Source organism: Desulfosporosinus lacus DSM 15449 (genome assembly GCF_900129935.1).
In the GTDB taxonomy this organism is placed as follows: Bacteria; Bacillota; Desulfitobacteriia; order Desulfitobacteriales; family Desulfitobacteriaceae; genus Desulfosporosinus; species Desulfosporosinus lacus.
In genome coordinates, this window is sequence record NZ_FQXJ01000008.1 from 93,415 (window position 1) to 113,939 (window position 20,525).

16 protein-coding genes are annotated in these 20,525 nt (G+C 41.3%); all 16 read left to right on the forward strand.

Annotated features, from left to right (window positions below):
• Window positions 1-41: 41 nt before the first annotated feature.
• Entirely contained in the window at window positions 42-695 is a 654-nt protein-coding gene (locus BUB11_RS12580; RefSeq protein ID WP_073030113.1) for a flavodoxin family protein, read from the forward strand.
• A 792-nt stretch (window positions 696-1,487) separates the two neighbouring features.
• Window positions 1,488-2,315: an amino acid ABC transporter substrate-binding protein gene (locus tag BUB11_RS12585; RefSeq protein WP_073030114.1), complete on the forward strand. Its 828-nt coding sequence runs from the start codon at window positions 1,488-1,490 to the stop codon at window positions 2,313-2,315.
• Between the two features lie 209 nt (window positions 2,316-2,524).
• Window positions 2,525-3,166, forward strand: a complete 642-nt coding sequence (locus BUB11_RS12590; RefSeq protein ID WP_073030115.1) for an amino acid ABC transporter permease — start codon at window positions 2,525-2,527, stop codon at window positions 3,164-3,166.
• A gap of 78 nt (window positions 3,167-3,244) precedes the next feature.
• The gene (locus BUB11_RS12595; RefSeq protein WP_073030116.1) at window positions 3,245-3,895 is read left to right on the forward strand and encodes an amino acid ABC transporter permease; all 651 of its coding nucleotides are present in this window, start codon (window positions 3,245-3,247) and stop codon (window positions 3,893-3,895) included.
• 13 nt (window positions 3,896-3,908) lie between these two features.
• Window positions 3,909-4,667 (forward strand): amino acid ABC transporter ATP-binding protein, encoded by a 759-nt coding sequence (locus BUB11_RS12600; RefSeq protein WP_073030117.1) that lies wholly within the window; start codon window positions 3,909-3,911, stop codon window positions 4,665-4,667.
• Between the two features lie 401 nt (window positions 4,668-5,068).
• Window positions 5,069-5,491: a hypothetical protein gene (locus BUB11_RS12605; RefSeq protein WP_073030118.1), complete on the forward strand. Its 423-nt coding sequence runs from the start codon at window positions 5,069-5,071 to the stop codon at window positions 5,489-5,491.
• Window positions 5,492-5,820: 329 nt separating this feature from the next.
• Window positions 5,821-6,396: a glycerol-3-phosphate acyltransferase gene (locus tag BUB11_RS12610; RefSeq protein ID WP_073030119.1), complete on the forward strand. Its 576-nt coding sequence runs from the start codon at window positions 5,821-5,823 to the stop codon at window positions 6,394-6,396.
• A gap of 4 nt (window positions 6,397-6,400) precedes the next feature.
• Window positions 6,401-8,020, forward strand: a complete 1,620-nt coding sequence (locus tag BUB11_RS12615; RefSeq protein WP_073030120.1) for an aminotransferase class V-fold PLP-dependent enzyme — start codon at window positions 6,401-6,403, stop codon at window positions 8,018-8,020.
• A 37-nt stretch (window positions 8,021-8,057) separates the two neighbouring features.
• Window positions 8,058-9,761 carry a DUF4179 domain-containing protein gene (locus tag BUB11_RS12620; protein ID WP_084110271.1) on the forward strand — a complete coding sequence of 568 codons (1,704 nt, stop codon included), beginning with the start codon at window positions 8,058-8,060 and terminating at the stop codon, window positions 9,759-9,761.
• Between the two features lie 355 nt (window positions 9,762-10,116).
• Entirely contained in the window at window positions 10,117-10,338 is a 222-nt protein-coding gene (locus tag BUB11_RS27555) for a hypothetical protein (RefSeq protein WP_207650038.1), read from the forward strand.
• Between the two features lie 30 nt (window positions 10,339-10,368).
• Window positions 10,369-10,596 (forward strand): hypothetical protein, encoded by a 228-nt coding sequence (locus tag BUB11_RS28280; protein ID WP_242947538.1) that lies wholly within the window; start codon window positions 10,369-10,371, stop codon window positions 10,594-10,596.
• A gap of 156 nt (window positions 10,597-10,752) precedes the next feature.
• The gene (locus tag BUB11_RS12630) at window positions 10,753-11,823 is read left to right on the forward strand and encodes a transposase (RefSeq protein WP_242947539.1); all 1,071 of its coding nucleotides are present in this window, start codon (window positions 10,753-10,755) and stop codon (window positions 11,821-11,823) included.
• 262 nt (window positions 11,824-12,085) lie between these two features.
• The gene (locus BUB11_RS12635) at window positions 12,086-15,901 is read left to right on the forward strand and encodes a phosphoribosylformylglycinamidine synthase (protein WP_073030122.1); all 3,816 of its coding nucleotides are present in this window, start codon (window positions 12,086-12,088) and stop codon (window positions 15,899-15,901) included.
• 114 nt (window positions 15,902-16,015) lie between these two features.
• Window positions 16,016-16,330, forward strand: a complete 315-nt coding sequence (locus BUB11_RS12640) for a hypothetical protein (protein WP_073030123.1) — start codon at window positions 16,016-16,018, stop codon at window positions 16,328-16,330.
• Between the two features lie 18 nt (window positions 16,331-16,348).
• Window positions 16,349-17,515 (forward strand): DNA polymerase IV, encoded by a 1,167-nt coding sequence (dinB, locus tag BUB11_RS12645; RefSeq protein ID WP_073030124.1) that lies wholly within the window; start codon window positions 16,349-16,351, stop codon window positions 17,513-17,515.
• A 624-nt stretch (window positions 17,516-18,139) separates the two neighbouring features.
• Window positions 18,140-20,371 carry a YcdB/YcdC domain-containing protein gene (locus BUB11_RS12650; RefSeq protein WP_073030125.1) on the forward strand — a complete coding sequence of 744 codons (2,232 nt, stop codon included), beginning with the start codon at window positions 18,140-18,142 and terminating at the stop codon, window positions 20,369-20,371.
• The last annotated feature ends 154 nt before the right edge of the window (window positions 20,372-20,525 follow it).

The window sequence follows — 20,525 nt, forward strand, 5'->3', positions numbered from 1 at the left end:
TAATTTATTGAAGAGATTTTTATAGAAGGAGGTAGCAGAGTATGAAAGTGATAGCTTTTAACGGAAGTCCAAGAAAAGGTTGGAATACAGAGATTTTATTAAGTAAGGCCCTTGAAGGTGCGGCGACTCAGGGGGCTGAGACTGAACTCATTCATCTTTATACCCTTAATTACAAAGGCTGCATCAGTTGTTTTTCCTGTAAGAGGAAAGACAGTAAAAGTTATGGTAAGTGCGCTATGAAGGACGATCTGATGCCAATACTAAAGAAAGTAGAAGAAGCTGATGCGATCATCTTGGGTTCCCCTATATATTTGGGAACGACTACAGGTGAGATGAGATCATTCCTGGAAAGGTTGATATTCCCGTACCTGGTGTATGATGAGAGTCATTCCACTCTTTTCAAAAAGAAGATTCCAACGGGTTTCATTTATACAATGGGTTTAAATATGGACGGATTGAAAGAACGGGGATATGATCAGCATTTTAAGCTTACAGACATGTTTCTGGAGAGGATTTTTGGAATGTCAGAATACCTGTCTGTGACCGATACTTATCAGTTTGATGATTATTCCAAATATGTTGCCACAGCGTTTGATCCCAAAGCAAAAGCAAAGAGAAGAGAAGAAGAGTTTCCAAATGATTGTAAGAAAGCCTTTGATATGGGCGTTAGATTAACACAACGAACTCTAAAATAAAATATTACACACAAAAAGCCACTGCTGACCAGTGGCTTAACATTTCTATTGTATAAGAGCACGTAATGATCTACCTAACACCAGTATAGATCGCTGATTACCTAACTAGGATCTTCCGACCATAATCAAGCAAGTTACCACCCATAATAATGATTCGTTCGACCTTACAAGATATCTACCCAGCTATATACAACCTCACGGCTGCATATAACCGAACTTCTTACACATGCATATATCATGAGACATATGGTTGCGTAAGAAACTCAACACCCGGCAAAATCTTAGCTCGACCCTTTAGGATAAGTTAGAACCCTAAAACAATCTAAGAGACTGCCCTAAAGCTTTTCCCCACCACTAAAAGATCTTCCCTCCGACTATATACAAGCGTTTTACCACCTGAAGATAATCTTTGGCCGACCCATATACACCCGGTAAAGAGCATATATAAATCTTGGCTCAACCATTACGTACCCTTATGATCATATTATGGCTTTTGGGGTCTTATTTTATACTTGGTAAATTTAACCAATCTACCCACGCTAACTGAAGTAAGGCGGATTCATATTTATATGTATCACAGACTACGGATTGCAGAATCTAATCAGGCACAGACGTCTAAGACCTAGCCAAAATGGTGTGTATTCGTGTATAGTAGTAATGGTAGGAGGGATGCCATTGATATAAGTATTGTGTTAAAATTGCACTTATTTATTGAAGGTTACAGAAACATAATTTTTAAAAAAATGGGTTCTTTAATGACTATATGTATTAGTGAAGGGAAGGATAGTAAAGATGAAAAGAAGATGGTTAACACTATTTGTGGCTATCTGTACAGTTGCTCTTTTAGTAGCAGGCTGCGGTCAGAAGTCTACAGACAAGAACCAAACGGGTGATCAATCCTGGAATAAAATTAAGGAAAAAGGGGAATTCGTCGTTGGTCTGGATGACAATTACCCGCCAGCAGGCTTTCGTGATAAAGCAGGAGAGCTGGTTGGCGTTGATATTGATTTAGCTAAAGAAGCTGCCAAGCGTTTAGGAGTTAAAGCTGTATTCAAACCAGTCCAATGGGATGGGGTTCTCTTGAATTTAAAAAGTGGGGAAATAGATCTCATCTGGAACGCTCTGGGCATTACTCCTGAAAGACAGCTGGAAATCGGGTTTACGGATAGTTATATGGAGGATCGGAATATTATCGTAGTAAAGTCCGGTTCACCAATCAAGTCCAAGGCGAATTTAGATGGAAAAACTATTGGACTTCAATTAGGCAGCACTGCGGAAGAAGCTGTTGCTAAAGATCCGATTTCTTCTAAACTTAAGGAAATCAGAAAGTTCGAAAGTCCGACTGTTGCCTTAATGGATTTAGAGGCTGGTCGCATTGACGCTGTAGTAACGAATGAAATGAACGCCCGTTATCTGATTACTACAGAAAAAACTGCAGACAAATATTATATTCTCACAGCAGAAGAAGGCGATTTTGACAAAGAGCCTTATGGTGTAGGTGTACGCATGGAAGATAAAGCCTTCCTTGCTGAACTAAATCGAGTTCTCAACGAAATGAAGGCTGACGGGACTGCTGCCAAAATCAGTAATCAATGGTTTGGTTCAAATATCATTAAGTAAGATTGAACTCACCAATCAACTAAACTTACTTCGAAACTCGGTGAGGGAGTCTGGGATTGGATTAAAAGGAATAGGAAGTTAACAAATCTCTTCCTATTCCTTGTTTTACGCAGAATGCCTTAGCACTGGACAAGTTTTTTAAAAGAGTATTTCCCTAAGCCTTCGTTTAAGGGGTATTAAAGACATTCATAAGGGGATTAGAGAAAACGATGGATTATGTTCTAACAATATTACCCGTTCTTTTAAAGGGTTTAAAGCTATCCCTAACGATTTATGGAATTGTAATTATTTTGATCTTTCCTCTAGCTATTTTGGCTGCGATCGGTAAAGTATCAGGCCCCCCAATTCTTAAAAAGATCTTATACTTATATACCTGGATATGGCGAGGCACCCCCTTGTTGCTCCAATTATTTTTTATTTATTTTGGCTTACCTTACTTTGGTATTAATTTACCGCCACTTGTTGCAGTAATCATTGCATTTGTTTTAAATGTAGCCGCTTATGAAACAGAAATTATCCGGGCAGGTATTGAATCTATTGACAAGGGGCAGTATGAAGCAGCTAAGGCTTTAGGACTGACCTATTTTCAGACGATGCGGCGGATTATTATTCCCCAGACGATTAGACGAGTGCTACCTGCTACCTGTAATGAGGCAATCCTTACCTTTAAAGATACTGCGCTTGTTGCCGCGATTGGTATGGGCGATTTATTGCGCTCAGCCAAGGAAGTGGTGACATCCGATTTTAAAATTACCGCTTTTTTTGTTGCTTTTGGTTTTTACCTGATTATCTCTTCTATTTTACTCCAAGTCTTTAGCAAATTAGAAAAGAAATATTCTATTTACGAATAATAAGCCATTACTGTATGGGGCTATAATATAAATTATTAAACGGTCTTATTTAAGGCAACGAAGGGATAAGAGACGATAATGGATCATATGGAATATGTTCTAAGTATACTTCCGTTTATTGCATCAGGATTGAAGTTAACTGCTAAGATTTATGTTGCTACCTTAATATTCGCATTGCCTGTAGGACTTTTAGCAGCTATTGGCAAAGTGAGAGGTCCAAAGATAATCACTAAGATTCTATACTTATATACATGGATCTGGAGAGGCACGCCTTTGCTTTTGCAATTATTCTTCATGTTTTATGGATTGCCAATCATCGGGATTAGACTGTCACCTTTTGCTGCGGCAACTATTACCTATACCCTGAATTCTGGGGCTTATCTAACGGAAATTTTCAGAGGAGGTATAGAATCCATAGACAAAGGTCAATATGAAGCCGCTAAAGCTTTAGGAATGACTTATTCCCAAACGATGCGCCGGATCATTATTCCCCAAACTGTAAGAAGAGTTTTACCCCCTACCTGCAGTGAGGCTGTTAACTTGGTAAAGGAAACGGCACTGCTTGCAGTTATAGGAATGCCTGATCTATTACGGATTGCTACCCAGATCTTCACCAGGGATTTTAATATCACGCCATTTATCGTGGCTTTTGTTCTGTACCTAATTATCTCTTCTGTTCTTGTTAGATTATTTAGCACATTAGAGAAGAAATATTCGATTTATGAATAGGAGAGTAGAGAGAATGACGATGATACGGATGAGTAATATTCATAAATATTTTGGGAAGCTGCAGGTTCTTAAAGGCGTATCCTTAGAAGTCAATAAAGGGGAAATTATTTCAATTATTGGCCCCAGTGGCTCAGGAAAAAGCACCTTGCTCCGCTGTATGAATCAATTAGAAAAGATAGACCAGGGTATTGTCGAGATAGAAGGGATTGTCGTCGAGGCTGCAGGAGATAAAGAAGCAAAGATTGTTGCTACTCCTCAGGAAGTTAAGAAGGCCTACCGGAAAATGGGTATGGTGTTTCAAAGCTTTAACCTTTTCCCCCATATGACAGCACTGGGTAATGTGATAGAAGCGCCTATGCTTGTCAACAAGGCATCTAAAGACGATGCTTTAAAAATTGCCGAGAAGCAGTTGGCGAAGGTGGGTTTACTGGAAAAAAAAGATGCCTTTCCCTCTAAGTTATCCGGGGGACAAAAACAGCGGGTAGCAATCGCAAGAGCATTAGCTATGAACCCTGATATTATGCTTTTTGATGAACCGACATCAGCCTTAGACCCTGAACTGATAGGAGAAGTCTTAAGTGTAATTAAAAATTTGGCCCAGGAGCATATGACCATGTTGATCGTTACTCATGAAATGGGATTTGCCAAAGAAATCTCCGACCGAGTGATTTTTATGGATGATGGTAAAATTCTGGAGGATAGTAACCCAATCGACTTTTTTGATAGTCCTCGCCATCCCCGGATTAAAACGTTTTTAGAAAAGATGCTGTAAAAGATTGGATCAATAACAGGCAAAACTAAACAATAGATATAATATTCTTTTATTAAACGAGCAAAAAAAACCTCGCCTTTTAGTATTAAAGGCAGAATTTTATAAATAATTAGCGGCGATTGGTTTAACCAATCGCCTTTTTATTTTTGACTTTATAAACCTACCCCGGTGGACTCCTGGAATAGATTAAATCTCACGGATTTTTAGAACCAAACTGTAATGAATACATCTTCATATGATTAATTGATTATTAAGATAACGATATACTATAGACCCCTCGCGTAATAAGATGATAATCTTGACTTAAGTAATCAAAGCATAAAGGCGGTGAATAGATTACTGGTGAAAAGAAGTACAAACCAATCAACTGGCTAGATGCCCTTTAATAAAGGAGGTAAGCCATGAAAAAGTGTGACGAGTATATTCAAAGATTTACCTTAACGGGTCAGGATAGTGGTATAAAGAAACTCAGTGAAACAGAAGTTGAGGAGTATAAATTAGTCTATGATACACTTATCACAAAACTCATAGAGACTGGTGGAGAAGTCCCCGGGAGTTCTGATATTCAAGTAATAAATAAGATATATACCTGTAACGATGAGTGTGTAACCCCGTTAGGTCTTGTTAATGTCAGTCTGGAATACTTGGCTAAGCTGCTGACCTTTTGCAAGAAGGAAGGAATCCATTGGTTAGTGGACATTAAGGAGTGCACAGATACCCACTTTAGAGAGTTATCTTACTTTAAGATCATAGTCGATTGCTCAAAAGATAAATTTATGGCGATAGCAAAAGAAGGAGGCTTTAGGTATAAAGCGATAAAATAAAGCTCCATTCACTAGGAAAAACTCCAAATGCAGCTAATAATTTAACCAGTGAATACTAAAGAGAGTTATAGAGATATACTCTCTTTTTTTTGCGTTTAAGGAGCTCAAAAAAGCAAATTCGATATTTATCTAAAATAACAAAAATATGTTAAGATTGTATAATATTAATCAATTCCGAGACTCCCACTTCAAGAGGGTGTTCCTTATTCTACTATCGTACTTGAGACTTATGCCACCGAAGTCTAGATGTTAAGCTTTAGCTGAAGGAGTTCAATAAAATCGTAGAGTTGCTTAAACGTATAAACGTATAAAGAAACGAGAGGTGCTTGTTGATTGATATTCTGATTATCGTCATAGGTTACCTTCTTGGCGGAATCTCAACTGGGTACTACCTTGTTCTGTTGCTTTGCCGTCATGATGTTAGAAATTATGGTTCTGGTGCTACCGGTGCTACTAATGTTGGCAGGATTTTAGGCACCAAAGGTTTTTTGTTAACGTTTCTTGGAGATGTTTTCAAAGGCTTTCTAATTCCTGCTATAGCTATTTACCTAAAACTCTCAGACTTAACTGTTGTCCTGAGCGTGATTGCCGTTGTAGCGGGGCACATATGGCCGCTGCAACTTGGTTTTAGAGGAGGAAAGGGAGTAGTTACTGCCTTTGGGGGAATAGTTGTGATTAATCCCTCACTAGCCCTGGTGTTGTTTGCAATCACAATAGGGCTATTTGCACTGACCAGGAAATTTACCTTAAGCGGTCTTTTAATTATTCTGGCATCGCCAATCATAGCATTCTTAATGTCACCGTCGGCAAATCAGGTTATTGGGATTTTGATCCTAGCGATTATCTTACTTATTGCTCATAGAGGAAATATTGCGATGATACTGAAAGAGGTTTCAAGGAGGTAATAGCATGAGTTGTGGTTTATCTTTTAAAATTGCTACTGAGGACTGGGAGTTTGAGCAAATTCACGCTCTTAACTACAAAACATTTGTGCAAGAAATCCCCCAGCATGGTGTTAATAAAGAGAAAAAGTTAGTAGATAAGTTTCATGAGGAAAATTCATATTGCATTTGCCTTCGCGATAGGAGGCTCTTAGGAATGCTGGCGTGTCGAAGTAAACGTCCGTTTTCATTAGACTTAAAACTGGCCGATTTAGCTGCATACTTACCTCCACACAACGCATTGTGCGAGATTCGTCTCCTTTCCGTAGAAAAAGAGGTTAGGGGCGGTCGAATCCTTGTCGGATTGATGAACATGCTTATGGAATATTGTAACGAGCAGGGATACGACTTAGCTGTAATATCGGGAACGGTAAGACAGTTGAAGTTGTATCAGCATCTTGGCTTCGTACCTTTCGGGCCACTTGTCGGCAAACCCGAAGCTATGTTCCAACCCATGTACCTTGCACGAGAAACTATCGTCCGGAATCTGAATAGTTTTCTAGAACAGCAACCCAGGCTAAAGCCTGCTGTGAAAGATAGTGTCAACTTCCTTCCCGGACCTGTAAGGATTTGTGAAGCCGTTAAGGAGGCTTTTATTAAAACTCCGGTTTCTCATCGCTCGGATAGATTTCTGAAAGATATTGCCCAAATCCAACATAAGCTCTCTCAATTGGTTAATTCGAAAAGCGTTCAGATCTTACTGGGGTCAGGCACCCTCGCTAACGATGTCGTAGCTGCCAATCTTTCAAATAAAGGGAAGGGCATAGTTGTCAGTAATGGCGAATTTTGTGAACGGTTAGTTGACCATGCCCAAAGGGCTAGGCTTGATTTCAAAGAGTTTAAGAATACTTGGGGGAAGGCTATTTACTATGATGAGCTAGAAATTATTCTTGATCAAGAACCCTCCATTAGGTGGGTATGGGCAGTACATCTAGAGACATCAACAGGGGTTCTTAATGATTTGTCAAAGTTGAAAAACATCTGTAAGAAGCGAAATATTATACTCTGCCTAGATTGTGTCAGCTCTATCGGGGCTTTGCCCATTGATCTAAAAGGAGTTTTTCTCGCGTCGGGCGTAAGTGGCAAAGCTCTATGTTCATATCCGGGGTTAAGTTTTGTTTTCTATAATCATGCTTTAAGTGGACAAGGTCTGCCTCGTTATATGGATCTAGAATTATATAGTAAGTCAGAAGGAGTACCCTTTACCCATTCATCAAATTTTATTTATGCTTTGCAAAATGCGTTAAATTTAACGTTATCTAGGGACTTTTCTATTAATGCAAAGTTCGCCGAGGGATTAAGAAGACAGTTAAGAGCACTTGGTATAAAAGTTGTAGCAGCGGAGGAATACGCGTCTCCCAATGTTATAAGCTTTGAACTTCCCGGGGATCTCAGTTCAGAAACGATAGGGGCGAGGCTGGAAAATGAGGGCTATTATCTTAGTTATCGAAGCTCCTATTTACTTGAGCGAAATTGGCTTCAAGTTTGCTTAATGGGAGAGTATGATCAGCGGGATATTGAAGCCTTTCCTTCGATCTTAGCTTCATGCTTGGCTATGAAAGAGGATGGAATTTTAAAGGTAAAGTAAAAAGGAGCTTTGGACGAAGTGTAAGGAGTATGTTTTCATGAGCAAACCAAAGGTGTTCGAAGTTAGGATGCACTCAATAGCGGACATAGGCAGAAAAGTAGGTTTTAGAAGAAAGCTTTTTGTTTTAACACTTATTTTTATGACTCTTTTAACTTCTGGCTGTTCAGTTCAACCTGTTGCCGACTCCAGCGGCATTGTAACTCTAGACAGGTTTGCTCGGGCGGAGCAATACGAACAGTTTATAACAGTGGGCAAGTCGGTGGATTGTAAGGGAACCAAGGTTACGATCGAGAAAGTGCTAATGGATAAGAACCATACCTTTATGATTGTCACTGTTGACGGAGATATCAAGGGACGGATGGATTATCTTACGGTGGACCTTTTCGATGGACAGGACCAGGAACTGGGTAGGAGTTCATTCTTACAAAAACTCTCCGATGGTAAAACGTTGCTAACCTTCGAGGCTGTCCAGCAAGTTCCTAAAGAATTACGAATGGAATTCTTCGGTGGACCAGTTGGATATGGAGATCCTGTAATTTTGACTCTGAAAGATATTAAGTTTAAGACAGTAGGCGAGAAATATACCAAAGAATACAAGATGACTGAGACTATGGAGAAAAAGGGTTACAGGCTGGTAGTTAAGTCCCTCGAAAGAGGCATAAGCGAAACCAGCTTACATTATAAGTTGGCTGCATTAGAGGACTATGATGGAATAAAACACGGGTGGCTATATGATTGGAATAACAATTATTCCCCAGAGGGAGAAATTCTGTCTATGTATGACAGTGGACGGAAGTTAGGAACTCATCTCTCTAAGTTCAACTGCCTGGGTCCCTATTACAGATTATCTCAAGATAAAAAGACAATTGTGGGCATGGCTAATTTTGACGGAGCTGAAACAGATAATCTACAAGTTGAACTAACCAATATTTACGGCTATTACAATATGAACGAGACAATTCCTATTGAAGGGGTCAAAGATAGACTCGACATCAACAAAAATTTTCCTGTTAATAACTACATCGTTCAGATGAAGTCTTTCGCCAGAGAAAATGACAAGGAAACATGGATTCTGGACTATAGTGTCCTAGATTCTGAAGGAAACAATGTAGACGCTGCCATTCAAGCAAACTTATATTCTAAAATCGACAATTATAAGTTTCTCCTAGGTTTCGAAAAGTTCCAAGACCCGGAAAGCGAGGAACCGAGACTGATATTCCCTAACTGGCAGTATCCCAAAAATGATGACAGTCTCACAGAAGGTATAGTCATTAAAATAACTCAATTGGGGATAAGACAGGAGGATGCGGTGGTCGATATAGACCTTAATAATCTCAGGAATTCTGTAGAACATCAGGATGAAACGGAAATTATGGCTGTTGTCAGTGATTACTTCGATACCTTTAGTTGGGCGGTTAAAAACAATGATGTCATTGTTTTTAAGCAAAAATTCGGCTACCTCAAGCCAACGGAAAAAGAAGGGGATGGGGTAAATGATTGGCAGAATCATTTGGAAAGTCGTCTGGGAGTGGGAGACTATAAAGTTTCTTTTGAGGAACCTCTTATTTCAATATCTAAAGGTAAGGCAATAGTAGACTTAATTGGTTTAGAAAAAGTATTGAGAAGCAATGACTATTCAGGTGCGGAGTTTAACTCTGTATTCTATTTAGATAAAGTTAAAGGGAAATGGAAATTGACTAAGGTTGACGAATTTACCGAGGCGGAAATATATGGAGTTTGATGGTATTCCGAAGGCCGCTCTATACCTTAAACAACAAACGTTAAAAATGGTAGTCAAATCACGATTCTTTCATAGCTACTCTTTAATTTTGATCAAAATCATGGTATTATGCAAACTAAGAGAATTCTGCGTCTACTATTTTGCGCGACAAGGCCATAGACAAAGTGCTATGGCCTTAAACATATTTTAAGGATCATAGATAAGGGTTAATTTACTTAACGTATCTAAAAACTAACTAATGGAAGTAACAACAGTTTCCGAATAACTATATAAATATCAATATTACTGTACAATGCTATTGTTCATTATCACACTAAATCTGTTACAATGTGGTAGAGGTGAAGTTGATATAATTGTGGTTGAGTATGAGGATCGGCTGGCCCGGTTTGGCTACTCTTATCTTAAGGAATTTGCGGTGTCCTTCAACGTCGCGATAGAAGCAGTTGAAAACGTTGGAAAGCTGAACCCAATGAAGAAATGGTCAACGACTTGGTCAGTATCGTTACTTGTTTTAGCGCAAGGCTGTATGGTGCAAGAGGGGGCAGAAAGATTAAGCAGACGCTTGTGCAAACCTTAGAAGTCTTAGAACAGGAACGAGGTGAGTCTGATGAAAACAACCATGAAAGCGATTCTGGTAAATCTATCGGATGAACAAAAGGCAATCTTAAATAACCTGATGCTCGTCTTTTGTACGGCCATTCGCTACTCGTTTAAGAGACTGCTCGAAGGGCAATTTATCGGAGACATAGAAAAGGTTGTGGCGCATAAATACAACTTGAATATCCGGCAAGCGAAAGACGCTGCGGAATCGGCAAGGCAGACGATTGCCTCATAGCATGAACTCGTTAAGCTCTATCACGAAAACTATCGTAAGAAGGTTGAGGCGCTTGTTAAGAAGCTTAAAAACCCTAGGTTGTCTGAACGCACGGTAAAATCATTAACCGCAAAACTGGAGAAACGTCAGCGTAGGCTAGACTATTGGACAGCGTTTTTGACGAGTAAGACCTTCCCGCCAGTGATCTTTGGCACGAAGGAAATGTTTCTAAGACGGTGTAAAGGATTAATTACGAAGCAGGAATGGAACGATTGCCGGAATAACCGAATTTATAGTCGTGGCGATAAGTCAAAGGGTGGTAATCCAAATCTAAGAGTTGTCTTTAAGGATGGAGTAAGTTTTTTAGAAATCTCGACGCTTGAGAAAACGGTGAAGAACAGAGCCGTTAAGGTCTTAATACCGATTTACTTGCCAGAAAAAATCTCAAAAAAGACAGGAAACGTCAATGGTATTCCATACAGGAAGATGTTTATGGATTCGCTAGAACGAGGTGAGGCCTACCAAGTGGAGTTAATCAAACGAGACGATGAGTATTATGCGCATATTACGTTTGAAGAGCTTGAAGCGAAGGTTAGTTACACGGGGCACGTCAACATGATCGGTATAGATACAAATCCGGATGGGTTTGCGTTAACCAAAATCGATACGTTCGGTAACTACAGAGGTCACACCTATTTGAAACAACATGAATTAACCTTCTGTCGGAGCAATCGGCGGACGAATTTATGTGGTGAGCTTGTGGCTCAGGCAGTAGACTATGCCTTGGTCAGACAATGTGGAGTTGCTGCGGAGGATTTGAAGTTTAAGGACGACCGCGATGTGTCAAGCAAGTTAGCTAGGGTGAGTAGCCCGTTTGTATACAGGGCGCTATTGATGATGTTGGAACGTAGTTGTCTGCGTAACGGGGTTGAATTCGTCAAGGTAAAGCCCCAATATACCAGCAAAATCGGACTCTATAAATATTGTCACCAATATGGACTGGATGTTCATAACGGCGCAGCTTTAGTCATTGCGAGAAGAAGTTATGAGTTCAAAGAAACGGTACCGAAATTGCTTGAAGAGATATTAGTGCCTAAGAAAAAACTGATCGCCTTTAAGAAAATGAACGAATGGAGTAAATGGAGCGAAATCACTCGTCAAATTACTAAATTATTCAAGAAACGGAAGGAAGTGAATACGCCTGGTTTATGGTTAGTCCGTAGGAAAGAACTGCTAGGGATCGCTTAAAGATTAACGTTAGAATAAACCACTGCACTTGTACACTTAGTTGAAAGGCTTGTGCGGAGTTGTTTTAGGGGCTGACTAACCGTCGCACATCTGTTGTACTTAATTGATGCGCTTAATTAAGGCGATATGGATGTTTAATACGAGAGTATTGACCTAAGTAGCTGAATCCTGTGATGCTACCGCTTTGTTTAGTCGACAAAGTGAAAATGCTGAATTATATAGGTTTGTGTAGTAATGTTCAGTATTTAGAAACCAGGATGATATGGGATTTCAAGCTGTAAAACGTATTTATGTGGAAAAAAGGCCTGGCTATGATATTGAAGCCCAGGGTCTGCACAATGATCTTCTGGAAAATTTAGGGATACTAGGTTTGCAAGGGTTAAGAGTGATTAACCGTTATGATATTTCTGGAATTACGGACGAGGAGTATGCAAAGGCCCGTCCGATTATCTTTGCTGAGCCTCCATTGGATTTGGTGTACGACGAAAATATTGAAATTTCCCCACAGGACCAAGTTTTTGCTATGGAATATCTGCCCGGTCAGTATGACCAGCGGGCGGATTCTGCTGCTCAATGTGTACAGATTCTGACCCAAAAAGAGCGGCCAACGATTGCTTCAGCTAAAGTTATAGTATTAAAGGGTCAGCTTTCCGAGATGGATTTCCAGAAAATTAAAGATTACTGCATTAATCCAGTCGAATCTCGAGAAGCTGCTTTAGAGAAGCCTGAAAGCTTAGAATTTGAAGCTGTAACTCCGCCAAATGTCGAAATTCTTGATGGTTTTATTGAGAAGTCGTCTGAAGAACTGAAAGCGTTCTTTAATAAAACGGGCTTAGCCATGAGCTATCAAGATTTAGCATTTTGTCAAGCATACTTCCGAGATACTGAAAAAAGAAATCCAACGATTACTGAGATTCGAGTGATAGACACTTACTGGTCGGATCATTGTCGGCATACGACCTTTAATACAAAGATCGAAGAGGTTGCTTTTCCGAAAGGGGATTTTGCTCACCCATTAACCAAAGCTTATCATGAGTATCTCACGTCAAGGGATTATGTCTATGGGAAAAATCCTGCTGATCGAGATGTTTGTCTCATGGACATCGCTGTTTTGGGTATGAAAGAGTTGAAGAAAAAAGGGCTCTTACCTGATCTTGACCTATCAGATGAAATCAATGCCTGCAGTATAGTGGCAAATGTCGATATCAACGGTCAAAATGAAGAGTGGCTGGTGATGTTTAAAAACGAGACCCATAACCATCCGACGGAAATCGAACCATTCGGCGGGGCGGCTACCTGTCTGGGAGGGGCAATTCGAGATCCCCTGTCTGGCCGTACCTATGTGTACCAAGCCATGCGTGTGACAGGAAGCGCAGATCCAAGGGCAAAGCTTGAAGATACTCTGCCCGGCAAACTGCCCCAGAGAAAGATAACAAGGGGTGCGGCTGCAGGTTATAGTTCTTATGGAAATCAAATCGGACTGGCGACTGGTCAAGTAACGGAAGTCTATGATGAAGGCTTTGTGGCCAAACGGATGGAAATTGGGGCAGTCATTGCGGCCGCTCCCCGGGAAAATGTAGTGCGTGAAGCCCCTGAAGCTGGGGATGTTGTCGTACTTGTCGGCGGAAGAACTGGCAGAGACGGGTGTGGCGGTGCAACTGGATCTTCTAAAGAGCACACCACGGAGTCTCTACTGACTTGCGGGGCGGAAGTACAAAAAGGTAATCCTCCCACAGAACGAAAAATTCAGAGACTTTTCCGTAATGCCAAGGTTAGTAAACTAATCAAGCGCTGCAACGATTTTGGAGCAGGCGGGGTATCGGTTGCTATCGGAGAATTAACTGATGGCTTAGAGATTAACTTAGATGCAGTTCCGAAAAAATATGAAGGTCTTGATGGGACAGAACTTGCGATCTCTGAATCTCAAGAACGAATGGCAGTCGTTATTCGCGCTCAAGATTTTGAAGCCTTTGCCAACTACGCTCATGAGGAAAACTTAGAAGCAACCTTAGTTGCTAAGGTTAGTGCTGACCCCAGACTTATAATGGTTTGGCGCGGGCAGGCGATTGTCGATCTCAGCCGAGAATTTCTCAATACCAATGGAGTTAAGCAAACGACGAAGGTTCAGGTCACTCTTCCGGAAGGGAATCACAACTACTTTAACAAGTTGTCAGAAGCAATCGAAGAAAAATTAGCTGCTCATAATGTTCCGAACCCGGGCGCAATCTTAAAAGAGGCCTGGCTTGCTAATTTGAGTGATTTAAACGTCTGCAGCCAAAAGGGGTTGGTGGAGAGGTTTGACAGTACCATCGGAATGTCGTCGGTCTTGATGCCTTTGGGTGGCAAGTATCAGGCTACTCCGGCTGAAGGTATGGTGGCTAAGATTCCCGTCTTAGCGGGGGAAACAAATACGGCTACCATAATGACCTATGGCTATAATCCGCAATTGGCAAAGTGGAGTCCTTTTCACGGTGCCTTATATGCCGTGGTAGATGCGGTAACTAAGACTGTGGCCCTGGGCGGGGATTATCACAAAGTTCGACTTACCCTGCAGGAGTATTTCGAACGATTAGGAACAGATCCCGAAAAATGGGGGAAACCTTTCAGCGCTTTGTTAGGAGCTTTTTATGCTCAGAAAAAACTTGGAATTCCGGCGATCGGTGGAAAAGACAGCATGTCCGGAACCTTCATGGATTTGCACGTTCCTCCCACATTGGTTGCTTTTGCAGTCAATGTGGTCGAGGCTGATAAAGTTGTCTCCCAAGAGTTCAAAAAGTCTGGCAGTAAGGTTGTTTTAGTGAAAGCTACTCGGGATGAGCATGAAGTCCCTGATTTTGAACAACTAAGCAAAAACTACTCCAAAATTAACGAGTTGATTCATTCCGGAAGCGTCTTGGCATCTCATACTGTCAGGATGGGAGGACTGGCGGCGGCACTCAGCAAAATGTCCTTCGGTAATCAGGTTGGGATGACCTTAGACAGTTCAATAGATATTAATAGTCTGTTTACTGCTGATTATGGTTCAATAATCTTAGAAATTGAAAAAACAATTGATCTGGCAAAAGCCTTCAGCGGGGTAGACTTCCAATTGCTCGGTGTAACTCAGGAAAACCCGATCATCACGATTAATGACGTGAATATTGAGCTAAAAACCGCTTTACAAGCCTGGGAAAAGCCACTGGAAAAAATCTTTCCAACTCAAACGGAAAAAGTCGCCGAGCCACAAAAAGTGAGCTTCAACCTGAGAAATAATCAAACACCATCAACTAAAGTGGCTAAACCAAGAATCTTTATTCCGGTTTTCCCGGGTACCAATTGTGAGTACGATTCAGCCAAAGCTTTTGAGAAAGCCGGAGGGATCGTTGAAACCTTAGTGATTAGAAATCTGACGGCAACTGATGTGGAGCAATCTATCCAAGAGATGGTTAAAAAGATACAGAAGGCTCAAATCGTCATGCTCCCAGGGGGCTTTAGTGCGGGAGACGAACCAGACGGTTCGGGTAAATTCATTGCTACTATGTTCAGAAACCCTTGGATTAGTGAGGCGATTGAGGAACTTATGGATCAAAGGGATGGTTTGATGCTTGGTATTTGTAATGGGTTTCAAGCATTGATCAAACTGGGTCTTGTTCCCTATGGAGAAATAATCGATTTGATGGAAGAATCGCCTACCCTAACGTATAACAAAATCGGGCGTCACGTTTCCGGCATGGTCCAAACCAAAGTCGTTTCCGTTTTATCCCCATGGTTTAGCGGGGTGAATTTGGGAGACATTCACTCCGTGCCTATCTCCCATGGAGAAGGTCGGTTTGTCGCAGATCACGAAATAATTCAAACGTTAATAGATAATGGACAGGTTGCTACTCAATATGTGGATCTTGACGGGAACCCTAGCAATGATGTTATCTATACTCCCAATGGTTCTTTTGAAGCGATTGAAGGAATCACCAGCCCAGATGGACGTATTCTGGGTAAGATGGCCCATTCCGAAAGGACCGGTCTGGAAATAGCGAAGAACGTTCCGGGTAATAAATATCAACCGATTTTTGCCGGCGGCGTTAACTATTTTAGAGGATAGACCTTTAACGCACGTCACTTGCCAACAGAGGTCAACTTAAGTTGCAGGGTTTTTAATATGTTTGTCGAATTCACTAATAACAGTTAATCATTACAACAATAGGAGATGAAATTTTTGAACACTCAATTTGAAAGTGCTGTTGTGACAGAACAAGGAAAAACCATTGCTGTTGTTTCCGTCCAACCGACTGTATTCCAAAATTCCTTTAACGCATCGATGGTAATCAAAGGGTTGCTCCCTGTTTTTAAAGGGATGCCTATTGTTCTTATGACTATAGATCCCCAAGGAAATCCTGCCTATTTCGGCAGATCAGACCTTATTCTTCTTCTGGAGAATGTAAACATTAAAGAAGCACCTTGGAAAGAAGTATCTGCAGAAATTGACTTAACAAATTCTTGTCCGATGAAAGAAGAAGCAGAAGAATCATAAGATTTTATTGAGGAAGACATGGACGTTTGGGCGAACTATCGAAAAATACTACATGTAGATATGGATGCTTTCTATGCCTCTGTCGAGCAGCGCGACGATCCGTCCTTAATGGGCAAACCGGTAGTGGTTGGAGGCAGACCCAATAGCAGGGGTGTAGTTTCTGCGGCGTCTTATGAAGCGCGTAAATATGGAATACGCTCAGCTATGCCTGTTGCAGAAGCTGCTCGGCGCTGTCCTTCTGCTGTTTTTTTGCCCGTAAATGGGCAGAAATATCGTGAAGTATCCTGGCAAATTAGACAAATATTTTTGACTTATACTCCTATGGTAGAGCCACTATCTTTGGATGAGGCTTTTTTAGATGTTACAGGTTCTACGAGTTTATTTGGGCCTGCAGATTTAATAGCTTTAACAATAAAACAGCGCATCCAGCAGGAATTAAACTTAACGGCGTCTGTTGGCTTAGCATGCAATAAGTTTTTAGCCAAGCTTGCCTCAGATCTGAAAAAACCTGATGGATTCGTAGTTGTGCATCCCAATAGAATTCAAGAGTTTCTTGACCCATTGACTGTGGAAAGGATTTGGGGAGTAGGAGAAAAAACAGCGAAACAATTGCACAATCATAATGTTAAAACAGTTAGGGACTTACGCAGCCTGGAATTAAAGTTCTTGACGAAGCTCTTTGGATCTTTGGGTAGCCAGCTTTATCAGTTGGCCCAAGGAATTGACGATCGACCCGTGGAAAGCGACCGGGTGGTTAAATCCATCGGTCGCGAGACTACCTTTGAAACTGATATTGCTGATCCTGATGTACTGGAGACAACTTTACTAAAGCTTGCCGTTCATGTGGGTCGGAGTCTGCGCAAAGAAGCACTCAGAGGTAAAACGGTGACCTTGAAAGTCAGGTACGCTGATTTCCGTACCCTAACCCGTTCTCGAACACTATTGCGGGCTACGGATCTTGACGACGTGATTTATCAGGAAGCCTGTAGCTTATTAAGAGAGTTATCCCTTAAACAACCACTTCGATTAATTGGGGTTACCTTATCTAATCTGACCGATCAGATTCAAAATCAGCTGTCTTTGTTCGAAGAACCCCAGCTGGAAAAAGAAAATCTCACGAAGGTTCTTGATTCTGTAAAAGAGAAATATGGCGAGAAAAGCATTACAAGGGCTAGACTTTTGTAATTATAACGGTATAGGTCATTTGCCTTTTTCCTAAGCAGATGGCCTATTTCATTATATCGGTCAACCTGCTTGCCGCAACACAACATCACCGACAATAGAAACCTATTTTTCTGGCAGAAGGTATAACTTATCGTTATATACCCTTCTGGAAGGCCCATCTCGCCATCTTTGCTTACTGTGACAGTTGGCCATCCCATGGCCAGCGGTCCATTCTCGCCCTCGACATCAGCGCATTTTGGCCATTCATAGATGCTTAAATCTCAGCCTTCCATGTTCGTGTCAGACTGGGGTCAGTGGTTTAGAGCTAGCCAAGTTTTCGAACGGAGATCGCTTTACAGGTGATTTACCTCCATGTCTGCGTAATTTATTAGATAATGTCGAAAATTTCTTTGTCAGAAACACGGCTAAACTACGTCTATAACTAATAGGTAACAGACTTGAAAGCGCAGCAATTGGGTCTAAGTGCTAGGAAACAAAAATAATCGCAGTTGAAGGAGGGAAACTGGAGAGAGAGAACATCAGTCACGATGTTCAGCCTTGGCTGAACGAGTTCACTCTTATTTAAAAAAAGAGTTCAAACTACGAATATCGAACCCCGAGTAAGAAAGGAAGGTAGATAATACAATGAAGAATAATTGGCGTTCTTTCCTGAGCGTGATTGTAGTAGCCATATTACTAGTTCCAACGATTTTTGCGCCTATAGCTTTAGCAGGAGAAAGCAGTGTATCATCTCCAACTGTTGAGTCTCTGGCTATGCCAGAAGTGAGCCTGGAAAAAGCTATTCAGATTGTAAAAACCAACTTCGACGTCCCAACTCAATATACGGATTTCAGTTCTTCTTACAACACCTATGATGGACGTCAAGTATGGGCTTTGCGTTGGAATGGTACAGCAGAACGACCAGGAGAGTTCGCTGCAGAGGTTAATGCCATAAACGGAGATATTGTAAGTATGAACTATTGGAAGAATGAAGATCAATTGGCCAATAGTCCGTCAGTCCCTACCATTACTAAGGCTGAAGCTCAAGAAATCAGCAGCAAATTACTTAGCCGTTTATTAGGCAAGCGAACCGAGGAATTAAGCTTAATTCCAAGTGAATTAGAGATAGTACCACTAAACTACGGTCCCTTCAATTATTCTCTCCAATATCAACGACTAATTAACGGTGTCCCCTTTCTTAGCAATGAAGCCAATGTGCAAGTATCAAGTACAGATGGGCACATCACTTCTTATAATCTCAACTGGAACGATGTAAAAGCGCCTGAAGTAAAAGGTGTGATCAGTGTTGATCAAGCGCAACAGGCGTTTGTTGCGGCACCATTCTTTAAACTCCAGTACTGGATTCCGGCATCCTACAGACCTCTGCTTGCAGGGAAAAAGCAGGAAGCTAAACTTGTGTATCAATTAAGAGGGGATAACAATGGAGGCGCAATTGATGCTTTAACAGGCTTACCACTTCAATTAAAACCAGGGGAGTGGCTGGCAACAGATCAGAGCGGTGTTGGGGGAATGGGAAGCGCTAAGTCGAAAGGAGCCAATTCAGTTTCTGATGGAGCTCAAGTTCTGACCCCTCAGGAACAACAAGAAGTGGAACGTACTGCAAAGCTTCTCAAACAAGATGAGGCGATTGCTGCTGTGAAGCGCTGGGTTGAGATTCCGGATAACCTGACGTTACGCAGTGCAAATTTAAGTAAAGACTGGCGCAACGATGACAAACGTATCTGGAGCTTCGAGTGGAGCATTATTGAGACCGATACAAAGGAAGGAAACTCAAAATATATTAACGCGAGGGTTAGCGCCACAACTGGTGAGTTGCTTGGTTTTGCTATCTCTACACAACAAAACGACAAGACTGAAGTTAAACTAGACCGGGCAGCAGCCCAAAAACTGGCTGAAGAGTTCCTGAAAAAGGTTCAGCCTGAGCGATTTAATCAAGTTGTGTTAGACTCTGAAACGGATCTAATATCTAAAATGAGTCTGGAACCATGGAATAATCAAGCTTTCTCATATGGAAGAGTGGTCAACGGGGTTGATTTTCCTGAAAACGGAATGAGTATCAATGTCGATCCTGTGGCCGGCATAGTTACAAATTTTGAACTTAACTGGTCGGAATATGATTTGCCTGGACTCTCAGGAATTCTCAGCAAAGATAAAGCTGTGGAATCCTTTCTCAAGGCACGACCTTTAACCCTCACCTATGTTCGTATCTATTCCAATGGTATACCGGGGGATTTACGCCTAGTTTATCTTCCAATTGCCAAGGACCGCAGTATTCCAATCTCTAACATCTTGGATGCAAAAAGTGGGGAATTACTTGATTACCAGGGTCAGCCAGTAGAAAAGGGGCCAAAGCCATACAGTTTTACGGATCTAGCCGAAGTTACAGGAGCAGCAGAGATAACAGTACTTGGCCAAGCAGGGTTATTTGGCGATTATGAAAATAGCTTTAAACCTCAAGAGAAGATGAGTGTTGCCTCAATGTTGCGTGCGATGTACCTTAGCCGATTTGGGTTATGGGGAAATATGGGCCTTTCAGAGAAAGAAGTTATGAATAAAGCGAAAGAGCTAGGATGGTTAACGGAAGATCTTAAGCCTAGTGATCCAGTGAATCGTGAACTTCTTGCCAAAGTTTTAATGCGCTACATTCAGCTGAATAAACTGGCAGAACTCAAGGATATTTATCAAGTTAGTTTCCAAGATTCTGATCAAATCAGCTCAGATGCTCTAGGCTATGTCGCCATAGCCAGCAGTACGGGGATTATCAAAGTAGAGGGTCAAGTGTTGGCCCCACGTGAAACGGTAAGCCGTGCCGAAGCTGCCACTGCTCTCTTCAGGGCTTTAGGTTGGCATAATTAGTATTTGCAATTGCAACTTGTGAATTGCGAATAGCGAATAGCGAATAATTTACTTGTATACTGTGTCTGATCACTAATATATAAATAACCGTTAAGAAATAGTCTAGCCCCCCCAACAAGGGGGCTAGACTATTTGTATTGGAGATATTTAATTA